13 protein-coding genes and 2 pseudogenes are annotated in these 10,446 nt (G+C 39.3%); all 15 read right to left on the bottom strand.

Annotation, left to right across the window (positions count from 1 at the left end):
* Window positions 1–12: 12 nt before the first annotated feature.
* The gene (gene aroH / locus JCM10596_RS08570; RefSeq protein ID WP_025026767.1) at window positions 13–399 is read right to left on the bottom strand and encodes a chorismate mutase; all 387 of its coding nucleotides are present in this window, start codon (window positions 397–399) and stop codon (window positions 13–15) included.
* A complete protein-coding gene (gene aroB, locus JCM10596_RS08565; protein WP_025026766.1) occupies window positions 374–1,498 on the bottom strand; it encodes a 3-dehydroquinate synthase in 1,125 nt (374 codons plus the stop codon). The genes aroH and aroB overlap by 26 nt, the downstream gene beginning before the upstream one ends.
* A 2-nt stretch (window positions 1,499–1,500) precedes the next feature.
* Complete coding sequence (gene aroC, locus JCM10596_RS08560; RefSeq protein WP_025026765.1) at window positions 1,501–2,673, bottom strand: chorismate synthase; 1,173 nt, start codon at window positions 2,671–2,673, stop codon at window positions 1,501–1,503.
* Between the two features lie 110 nt (window positions 2,674–2,783).
* Complete coding sequence (locus JCM10596_RS08555) at window positions 2,784–3,107, bottom strand: hypothetical protein (RefSeq protein ID WP_025026764.1); 324 nt, start codon at window positions 3,105–3,107, stop codon at window positions 2,784–2,786.
* Between the two features lie 36 nt (window positions 3,108–3,143).
* Window positions 3,144–3,920 carry a CheR family methyltransferase gene (locus JCM10596_RS08550; RefSeq protein ID WP_025026763.1) on the bottom strand — a complete coding sequence of 259 codons (777 nt, stop codon included), beginning with the start codon at window positions 3,918–3,920 and terminating at the stop codon, window positions 3,144–3,146.
* 93 nt (window positions 3,921–4,013) lie between these two features.
* A complete protein-coding gene (ndk, locus tag JCM10596_RS08545; RefSeq protein ID WP_025026762.1) occupies window positions 4,014–4,457 on the bottom strand; it encodes a nucleoside-diphosphate kinase in 444 nt (147 codons plus the stop codon).
* 115 nt (window positions 4,458–4,572) lie between these two features.
* Window positions 4,573–5,537, bottom strand: a pseudogene (gene hepT / locus JCM10596_RS24625) (heptaprenyl diphosphate synthase component II).
* A gap of 41 nt (window positions 5,538–5,578) precedes the next feature.
* Window positions 5,579–6,424 carry a menaquinone biosynthetic enzyme MqnA/MqnD family protein gene (locus JCM10596_RS08535; protein WP_025026761.1) on the bottom strand — a complete coding sequence of 282 codons (846 nt, stop codon included), beginning with the start codon at window positions 6,422–6,424 and terminating at the stop codon, window positions 5,579–5,581.
* A 2-nt stretch (window positions 6,425–6,426) separates the two neighbouring features.
* Window positions 6,427–7,029: a UbiX family flavin prenyltransferase gene (locus tag JCM10596_RS08530; RefSeq protein ID WP_439644820.1), complete on the bottom strand. Its 603-nt coding sequence runs from the start codon at window positions 7,027–7,029 to the stop codon at window positions 6,427–6,429.
* Entirely contained in the window at window positions 7,026–7,913 is an 888-nt protein-coding gene (locus JCM10596_RS08525; protein ID WP_034680958.1) for a UbiA-like polyprenyltransferase, read from the bottom strand. The genes JCM10596_RS08530 and JCM10596_RS08525 overlap by 4 nt, the downstream gene beginning before the upstream one ends.
* A gap of 30 nt (window positions 7,914–7,943) precedes the next feature.
* Window positions 7,944–8,663 carry a demethylmenaquinone methyltransferase gene (locus tag JCM10596_RS08520; RefSeq protein WP_034680952.1) on the bottom strand — a complete coding sequence of 240 codons (720 nt, stop codon included), beginning with the start codon at window positions 8,661–8,663 and terminating at the stop codon, window positions 7,944–7,946.
* Between the two features lie 21 nt (window positions 8,664–8,684).
* Window positions 8,685–9,398 (bottom strand): heptaprenyl diphosphate synthase component 1, encoded by a 714-nt coding sequence (locus tag JCM10596_RS08515; RefSeq protein WP_025026757.1) that lies wholly within the window; start codon window positions 9,396–9,398, stop codon window positions 8,685–8,687.
* Between the two features lie 63 nt (window positions 9,399–9,461).
* Complete coding sequence (locus tag JCM10596_RS08510; RefSeq protein ID WP_025026756.1) at window positions 9,462–9,995, bottom strand: hypothetical protein; 534 nt, start codon at window positions 9,993–9,995, stop codon at window positions 9,462–9,464.
* Window positions 9,996–10,086: 91 nt separating this feature from the next.
* Window positions 10,087–10,308, bottom strand: coding sequence for a trp RNA-binding attenuation protein MtrB (gene mtrB, locus JCM10596_RS08505; protein ID WP_025026755.1), 222 nt, complete (start codon window positions 10,306–10,308; stop codon window positions 10,087–10,089).
* 51 nt (window positions 10,309–10,359) lie between these two features.
* Window positions 10,360–10,446, bottom strand: a pseudogene (locus JCM10596_RS30145) (GTP cyclohydrolase I FolE); the annotation flags it as partial.

Here is a 10,446-nt window from a genome sequence, read left to right as displayed (position 1 = left end):
TTGCATTTTATACTAGGATCTTTTCTGCGTCAAGTTTAAATCAGGTCTAAGTTGTTTAGCTCCTTTTAAATAGACATGATTGATTTCATCCTGACGAAGGGTGGTATTGACATGAAGCATGATTCGAATACACATAGCTAAAGATTGCGGGACAGGTATCTCTCTAGCACACAGCACTGGAACCATGCTCCAGCCTTCAATGTTGCGTATGGCTTGGGCAGGGAACGCAGATACAATGTCTTCCGTTGCCGTAATCCAAATACTTGCTACATCTTCAGCCTCTAATTGATTGGCTTGAATCATTTCACGCAAAAGGGTTTCAGTGGTTTGTACAACCTCTTCTGCCTGATCTTTTTCAACGGTCACTGCTCCTCTAATTCCTCGGACTCTCAGTGTCAAGTGAATCTCCTCCTTTCATAAGAACGTTAAGCACTTTATCAGGAGATACATTTTTCACAAGCTCAGCCTGCCCCATTTCTCTGAGAAGAACGAGGTTTAGATTTTCTGCAACTACTTTTTTATCAGAGTACATTTTTTCTAAGACTTCTTCTGGGCTCCATGATAAGTTCTGATGAGATACAGGCAAGTCATATTTAGCCAACAGGTTTCTCACTGGAACCATTAGATCCTGTCGATCATAAATTTCTTCACTAAGCTTCGCCGCTAAGACCATCCCAATCGAAATGGCCTCTCCATGGGTTAAGCTGGAGTAGCCACCAAGAGCTTCAAAAGCGTGACCAAAGGTATGACCGTAATTAAGTAGAGCTCTAATCCCATGCTCTTTCTCATCCTGCGCCACCACAATGGTCTTAATTTCACAAGCCCTATGTAAGGCTTTAGATAGAAAAGGTTCTTGAAGCGCTAGACACTCGTCACGATGTTGGTCTAGCCACTGGACAAATTCCGCATCCCAAATAAACCCATGTTTGATCACTTCGGCAAATCCCGAAGTGATTTCACGGTAAGGCAGTGTAGACAATGTTTCCGTATCGTAAATAACAGCTAATGGCTGATAAAAAGAACCAATGAGGTTCTTTCCTAAGGAGTGGTTAATCGCTACCTTCCCTCCCACACTGCTATCATGTGCTAAGATCGTCGTCGGTAGTTGAATAAAAGGAATTCCTCTCATAAAAGTACTGGCTACAAACCCCGCTAAATCCCCTACAACTCCCCCACCAAGAGCTAAGATTAAACTATGACGATCTAATTTCTTTTCAATAGCGAAGGTCATAATCTGATCATATTGCTCTAGAGATTTTGAACCTTCTCCTGCTGGAACAATGTAGCTGAATGCCACATAACCACTTTCTCGCAGCTGGTTCATCAACTTATCAGCATAGAGCGGCCCGATATTTGAGTCTGTGATTAAAAGAATCTTTTGATTTTGATGGATGTGGAGTTGTTCTAAAAACGTCGCTATTTTTTTCAACAATCCGTGACCAATCCAAATAGGGTAGGCTCGTTCTCCGAGATGGACGGTTAGTTCTTTCATTTCCATCATTAGAACCTCTTCGCCTCCTCTAGATAGCGGTCCACATGATCTTTCATATCTCTGACATGATCATGACCAAATTTCTCACATAATGCATTGGCTATTTCCCAGGCAACTACCGCCTCTGCAACGACGGCTGCAGCTGGAACTGCACAGCTATCTGATCTTTCAACCGTTGCTAAGAAAGGCTCTTTCGTGTCTATATCTACACTTTCTAGTGGTTTGTATAACGTAGGAATCGGCTTCATGACTCCACGAACGACGATAGGCATTCCTGTTGTCATCCCACCTTCAAAGCCACCTAAACGATTTGTTTTTCGATAATATCCTCTTTCTTCTGACCAAGCTATCTCATCATGTACCTGGCTTCCTCTTTTCTCAGCCGCTTCAAAACCGATTCCGATTTCAACACCTTTAAAGGCTTGAATACTTAGAATGGCTTGCCCAATCTTACCATCCAGCTTCCGATCCCATTGCACATGAGAACCAAGCCCGACCGGAACACCTTCTATAATAACTTCAACAATTCCACCAATGGAGTCCCCTTCTTCTTTCGCTAGGTCAATCTCCTCCATCATTTGCTTTGCAGATGAAGCATCAATACAACGCACTGGAGATTCTTCTGTGATTTGTTGAATTTCTTCTATGCTCAGCTCTTGTAAAGTAGAAAGATCTGCTTCAATAGAGCCGATCCGTCGAACATGACTTGCTACTTTAATCCCAAAGTAAGACAATAATTGTTTAGCCACGGCTCCACAAGCCACTCGAATCGTCGTTTCTCTTGCGCTAGAACGTTCAAGAATATTTCTCATATCTCGATGCTGATATTTAATAGCTCCATTTAAGTCAGCATGCCCTGGTCTTGGACGAGAAACTCTTCTCTTGTTCACATCATCCTCTAATAAAGGCTCTGAGCCCATAATTTTTTGCCAATGAGTCCAATCATTATTTTCTACAACTAAGGCAATGGGAGCGCCTGTTGTATGACCATTACGCACACCCGCAGTAATTTCGACCTGATCCTTTTCGATCTGCATTCTTCGACCGCGCCCATATCCTTTTTGACGTCTGCTAAGATCCAGATCGATATGCTCTTTTAACAAAGGTAAATGAGCAGGGACCCCTTCAATAATCGCTGTTAATTTAGGTCCGTGTGACTCTCCTGCAGTTAAGTATCTCATCCTTCTCTCCTCCTCCACTTTACTGCGTCTAAGCATTAAAATGATTTAATATATATTTTATCATTATAAACGAAGCGTGTTATATAAAAAAGCCCCTTTTCAGAGGCTATTTACTTTTTTTCTTTTTTTTCTTCGAATGAAATAATTTTATAGATCAAATTCTTGTTTCGATGGTACATTCCTTCTCCAATTAAAATACAGGATACGAATGTCACGATGATTTGCAGATAGACTGGGGTAGCGGGGAACCAGTTGTGAAGAAACGATAAGGTAAAGTAAGATCCCACTATCACACCTGTGATCATAAAAGCAGTGTAAGCGAAATGATCTGCCTTCTTATTGTTATCCATGATTCGGCTTTTAAATAAATAACGAATCCCCTGTCTATAAACAATAAAAGAAACAAGAATAACACAGATTACTTGAATAATCATATAAACTCCTTCAGAGTGCTCTTTTAAATGAAGAAGTTATACTTTTTTATAGAAAAAGGTATCTTCTGCTTCAAAAGAATATTTTTGTGGTTGAAAAATTTGTTCCGTACTCCCTACAAATAGAACACCACCGGGACGAAGCGCATCGGAAAACTTTTGATATAAAGCAGATTTCGCTTCCTCCGTAAAGTAAATCATTACATTTCGACAGACGATGAGGTCATACCCAGAGTCAAAAGTATCCGCTAACAAATTCTGTTTCTCAAAAGCAACCCGTTGCTTAATTTCGGGTGTAACATGGTACATCATATCTTGTTTCGTAAAGTATTTGCTAACAAGATCCTTGGGAACATCCTGCAAGGCACGTTCAATATATACTCCTTGTTTGGCTTTATTCATTACATTCGTATCTAAATCCGTTGCTTTTATCCGTATTTCAGAAAGCGGAAGAAAGCGTGTTAAGAGCATGACCAAGGAATAAGGTTCTTCCCCAGTCGAACAGGCAGCACTCCATACTTTCAGCTTTTTATTTTCTTTGAAGAGTCTTGGTAATATCTTCTTTTCTAATGCCTCCCAACGATTCGGGTTGCGAAAGAATTCAGAAACATTGATCGTCATGCGATCTAAAAACTCATCAAATAAGGAGGAGTCTTTGACCATGGCTTTAAAGTAATCATCAAAGGTGCGATATCCTCTTTTTTCTCTAAGAGAAGTGAGCCTTCTTTTCATTTGAGCTTCTTTATAAAGGCTTAAGTCAATTCCCGTTTTCTGTTTTACTTGGCTTATAAAATGTAGGAAATCTTTATCATCCATTTTTAGTTCACCTTCCCTTAAACTTAATATACCACTAAATTGCAAATAAAAAAAAGTCCTGATTAGGACTTTTTTGTTCACTATGTACGAAGATTAGATCCAACGATCAATTTCACGAGAATACTCAACGAGTTCTTCCGCATTAAAGAATAAATTGATTTCTCTTTCAGCACTCTCATTGCCGTCTGAACCATGAATAATGTTCATGCTTACTTGAGCAGCAAAATCTCCTCTGATTGTTCCTGGTGCAGCTTCGCTAGGATTTGTTTTTCCCATCATTTCTCTCGCCGTCTTAATTACATTCTCTCCTTGCCAGACCATAGCAAACACAGGACCTGATGTAATAAAAGAAACAAGCTCGCCAAAAAATGGTCTTTCCTTATGTTCAGCATAATGTTGCTCAGCTAGCTCTTGAGAAATGGTCATTAATTTAGCTCCTACTAATTTGAAGCCTTTTCTCTCAAATCGTTGAACAATTTCTCCAACTAAATTACGTTGAACTCCATCTGGTTTTACCATTAAAAATGTTTTTTCCACTGCCATGATTCAGTCAGCTCCAATCAAAAGAATTAATCTGTAAGCGCTTCATTAGCTGCGCCGATGATGATTATATCAAATTGACTGCAAACTAGCAAATCATTTCAAGGAACAATTAAAAATTTCTCTGTTCAATAAAATCAGCAATGTGGGTTAACGTATTTCTACTTTTTCTCTCAGGTAATGATAGAACAGCATCGCGAGCTTTTTGCAGATACTTTTTAGCCACTTCTTTTGAACAGTCAATTCCCCCACTCTTTTTTACCCATTCAATAATCTGAGGAATGTTAGGACGAGAAGTATTGTCTGAAAACTCAGCCATAATACTAGAGCGTATAACTGGGTCATTAAATGCAGCTAAAACAGGCAACGTGATATTCCCTTGCAGCAAATCACTACCCGCAGGCTTTCCTAGTTGCTTTTCTGTAGCTGTAAAATCCAGAATATCGTCCGTGATCTGAAATGCCATACCCACATTATAACCATAACGGTAAAGGGCGCGTAGGCTTTTTTCATCGGCTTTACAGCTACGCCTCCTAATTGACAGCTCACAGCCATCAATAAGGCTGTCTTTCTCTTGATCCTCTGGAAATAGGTCTTAATGGATTGATCCCAAACATACAATGCTCTTATTTGCTCGATTTCCCCATAACACATATCAACAATCGCCTTGGACAAAACCTGGTGTAATATAGTGTTTTGAAGTTGACTAATATAATGCAAAGCATTGGCAAAAATATAATCTCCAGTATACATGGCTATTTTATTATCCCACTTCGCTTTGACTGTATGAATCCCTCTTCTTGTTTGGGCATCGTCAATGACATCGTCATGTACTAAAGAAGCCATATGGATGAGTTCAAGAGCTACTGCCACACTTTTTAGCCGCTCTATATCATATGTGCCTTGTTTTCCACCCAATAGCACGAATATGGGGCGTATCCTCTTTCCACCTGCTTTTAGAAGATGAGCTGACGTTTCTTCCATTAAGACATGGGGTGTTTGGATCGCTCGATGTAATTCGTCCTCAATCAAACCTAGATCATCTTTTAATTCCTTGTATATATCTACTAATTTCATGCAATGTTCCACCTTAAGCTTCTTTACTTTTACTATCTTATTTACTGGGGAATACTCTTCTTCTCAGGAACCCAAACTTCTACTTGGGTTGCCTCTTTTAACAGACCTAATTCAAATGCTAAGCGATAGAAATATTCTAAGCTTTCTTGTTGCTCGCCTGAGAGATCATAAGAGAGCCCCTGATAATAAGTCTCCCAAAAAGATAAGGAGCCTCCAAAAGAGCGGCTTAATTCTCCTGTAATCATCCCTAAATTCTGGAGTCCTTTTTGCTTACTCCTCTGAAATTCGGCTGAGATTTCCTCTAATAACATTGCTCTTTCCTTTACGACTTCTCTACGCACAGCCCACACCGCAAAAGTCATATGCTTTTGTGTAAAATGATACCATAACTCACCTAGATCATAGATATACGAAATGTTCGTATTCTGCCACTTAGCATGAAGAGCATCATCACCAATGAGTAAAGCGGCATCATGTTCTTTGAGCATTTCATCAATAGAGGGTTGCATCGTTTCATACGAAACACGACACTGATAGAAATGCTGCAATAAAATCTTTAACAAAGCCACAGACGTTGCTGAACTTGAGGTCAACGCTACAGATCGTCCCTCTAATTTTTCAATAGGGAGCTTTGAGAATAAATAGATGGAACGTACTTTTCCTTTACAGCTTATCGACAAATCCGGCAAAAGCATGTAAGACGCTGCATTTTCTGCATAAGCAAAGGAAGAGATAGGCCCTAGATCAATGTCCCCTCTTTTCATTCTCTGATTTAACTCTGAGGGAATTTGTGGAATGAAGGTGACCTGATCTGCAAATTTCAGTTCATCAAAAAAATAATAGATGGGATAAATGTTCGTGTAAGAAATTTTTCCTATTTTGATCATGTTTATTCTCCCCACCTTTTAAATAATGAATGAGGGATACCCAGTGCATCCAATGATTTCCCTACAACAAAATGGATTAGATCATCCATTGTACTCGGTAGCTGATAAAAGCCGGGCATCGCAGGTACGATTCGTCCCCCTACCTGCGTGACTTTTAACATGTTTTCTAGATGGATTTGATGTAAGGGCGTTTCTCGCGGAACTAGAATCAGTTTTCTTCCTTCTTTCAGGGTTACATCAGCCGCTCGCTCTAACAGGTTCCCTGAGGCCCCATGAGCAATTCCTGATAACGTTCCCATGGAGCAAGGAATCACGATCATGCCATCATGTTGATAGGAGCCGCTGGCAATCGGAGCGTAAAAATCCCGCAATGTGTGATAGTAGAGCTGTTCTCCATAAGAAGAAAAATGTTCACTTATGATCTTATCTCGATCCGAAATATCCCAGCGAAGCTCATCTTTAAACACTTGCCAGCCAGCTTCTGTAATGACAAGATGGACAAGATGTCCCGCTTTTAACAACTCTTGAACAAGTCGAACACCATAAATCGCTCCACTCGCTCCTGTAATGCCAACAGCTATTTTTCTTTGTGTTATGTCTGTCATGATAATATCACCAAATCTCCAATCGCAGATACTGATATGATCACACTCATAATTCCATTCATCGTGAAGAATGCCATGTCTACCTTGGAAAGATCATCGTGCTTCACAAGAGTATGCTCATAGATTAAAATACCGGTAGCTATCGTACATCCAATAAGATAGATCCAACCTAAAGGAGTCACAAAAAAGAGGGAATAAAACAATACCACTGTTAGAACATGTAAAGCTCGCGAAATAACCAAGGCCTTTGCCACCCCGAAGCGACTAGGAATTGAAAAGAGCTTTTCCTTTTGATCGAATTGAACATCTTGAGTAGCATAAATAATATCAAATCCAGCGGTCCATAAGGCTACCGCAAGGAATAATAAAATGGACTCTATATGTAATGTACCTGTTGTTCCTACCCAACCACCAAGAGGAGCTAAGCCAATCGCAACTCCTAAGAACAAGTGGCATGTCCAGGTAAAGCGCTTGGTATAAGAATAAAAAACAAGAAAAAAGACAGCAATCGGTAATAATTTAACAGCCAGCATATTTAACATATAGGCTGATACAAATAATAGAGCAAAGGAGCCTATAATGAACAGATATACTTCTTTCGCTGATAAAAGTCCTGCTGGAATCGCTCTCGTGCTTGTCCTAGGATTCTTAGCATCAATATAGCGATCAATGACTCGGTTCAATGCCATTGCAGCACTCCTTGCCCCAACCATCGCCAGTAAAATCCAGACCGAAGCCCATGCTAATGATAGGTGGGGTTGCCAGATCAGAACATGTTCGCTATCATACGCTTGTTTTATAGTATAGATTTCCATTTGTAGTCCTAGAAAAGCTCCAAAAAAAGCAAAAGGCAAAGCAAAAATAGTATGCTCAAATTTAATCATCTCAAGTATTATTTTTAACTTTTTCAACTCTTACACCTCTGATTTATATCCTATATGAAGGGCAGCAATTCCACCCATTAATAGATAGGTTTCTACACGAGTCAAGCCAACTTCTTCAAAAATTGCCGCAAGCTCCTTGCTATCTGGAAAGCCCTTCAGTGATTCAGGTAACCAGCTATACTGCTCATAACGATTGGCAAAAAGCTTCCCCATCAATGGGAGAATACGATTAAAATAAAAAAAGTAAAGGGCTCTGAATGGAGGCCAAACAGGTTGCGATAATTCTAATGATACGACCATCCCACCTGGCTTCACTACACGCCCCATTTCCCTTAACACCTGTTTAATGTCGGGGACATTGCGTAAGGCAAAACCAATCGTCGCATAGTCGAAGCGGTCACTTTCATAAGGTAGATCCATCGCATTTCCATGAACAAATTTGATTTGATTCAGTCCTTGATTCGAGCGCTTCTGCTCCCCTACCTCAAGCATATTCTGACTAAAATCCAAACCGATAACTTGTCCATTTTCACCCACTTTTTGGGCGATACTAATCGTCCAATCACCCGTTCCACAGCAAACATCTATAGCTGTTTGCTTTTCTTGTACGTTCATTTTTTTCATAGTAAAGGCTCGCCATGCTTTGTGTCTGCGGAAGCTTAATAATGAATTCATAAGATCGTATTTTGGAGCAACGCTCTCAAACACTTGATGGACAAATTTTTCTTTATCTTCTTTCTGACTACTCATGATTTCCCTCTCCTTCACATACTACGGCTCTAAGGCAAACTGGGTTTCCTGAATATATAACAACCACATCTTAAGCTCTTGAAGGACCTTTAGATCAGAGAACTTATTGAGATCGCTTTCCATTCTCTCTAAAAGCTCGCCAAAGTTACGGTGATTTTGTTGTGCATTTTCCTTCATCATTAGTAATTGTATAAGTCCCTGATAAATTGAATACCAATAACTAGGTGCTTTAAACCAATCTAAAATGGCTGTTCCCAATTTCGTTTTGATCTCCAATTGAAGCTGTTCTTTTTCTTTCACACTCAGTTGTTGAGTTCGATCATGCAAGTCCATTTTCAGCTCATTAATGACCTTGATAGCCTCCGCCCACTTAGAGATTAAGTCAATATTTCTTCTCTCTGCTAAGTAGAGATAATAATGACCACTAAAATAATCTCCCGAAAGAATCGTAAGCTGTCTATTTTTAATCTTTCTTTCGTCATGTACTGTATCCAGACCCACATCTTCATGACTATCTAAGCCTAATTGAATCATCATCTGTGAAATACAGATGCTTTCTAGTTCTTCTCGATGACAATGAATAGATGATAAAAATAAATAGGAAAAGTGCAATTGCAAAATGTCGAGTTTAGGGTACGTAACATACTCTTGTACATAATTAATATAGGTTCGTTTTTCAACCTCATGGATCAAGTGTTGCAGATCCTGGGTGTATTCTGATTGAAGTAAAATCATTCCTTCTCCTCCAATAATACGGTCAGAGTTTATGCATTCCCTTAAGTATACCATAATTTGATTCTACTCGCCCCATGCTATTCCATAAACAACTTTGGTATTTTCTTTTAGAAACAAAGGGATATTCAATTGTTCTCTTTGCTCTGTTAAGCCATCTAGTAAGAGTTCATTTCTTTCAGCAGTAATAGCCAAAAGCAGCTTATGATGTTCATCTCCTAATAGAATAAAACGAATAAACACTTGATTAATGTTCTCTGTTTGATCCATTAACGCCAAAACAAGGGTATAAGCATCTAAATAAACCTCATCAGGGTTAAAATATTCCTTATGGTTCACCTGAACATCGATAAACATATCATGATTTTCTAGTTTGACTTGCTTATAGGGATAATGTAGAGGAATCCCTTTTAAAAAAGATACGACTTCGTTTCTCTCTAAGTGAATCGGTTTTGAATTCTGAAAAACAGGCTGTTCATTCGTATGATCAGCTGATTCATTCTCTACTACCTGCAAATCCACAGTTGGTAAAAAAGAAAATAACATGGCAAGCAATATCGCTATAAAAGAAGCAAAAAATAGCCCCTGAATCATCTTCATTGTTCATCCCCTCCTCTTACATATCTATTCTCCATCCACTAGAAAATAGAAGGGTATTGAGGAAATAAAAATAAAAGCAGGGGAGCCTGCTTTATTCTTCTTCGGTATGAATAATCCCATGTCTTGTTTGAATCATTGCTTTTCCACGAATTTTAACTGCAGAAGTATGCTCTGTAAATTGGGCGATCATGACTTCCCCTTTGTCTAACTTTTCAGAATGATGAAATCTTGTATCTTTGCCACGAGTAAGTCCAATGACGTTGACTCCATTTTCTTTGGCTTTAATTACAAAAAACTCATTCGCTCTGTCCATTCGTTCATCCCCTTACAATATATATCACTGACTCTCGCCGCTTGAAAATATTTACTCTTTAATTAAGCTAAACACCTCTGCTCTAGCAGCCGAATCTGTTTCGAAACAACCACGAACAGCTGAAGTGACAGTCTTAGC

This window comes from Caldalkalibacillus mannanilyticus JCM 10596 (assembly GCF_000615945.1).
Classification (GTDB): Bacteria; Bacillota; Bacilli; order Caldalkalibacillales; family JCM-10596; genus Bacillus_AT; species Bacillus_AT mannanilyticus.
The sequence above is the reverse complement of the archived record's forward strand: the minus strand, read 5'-3'. Positions and strand labels throughout refer to the sequence as shown.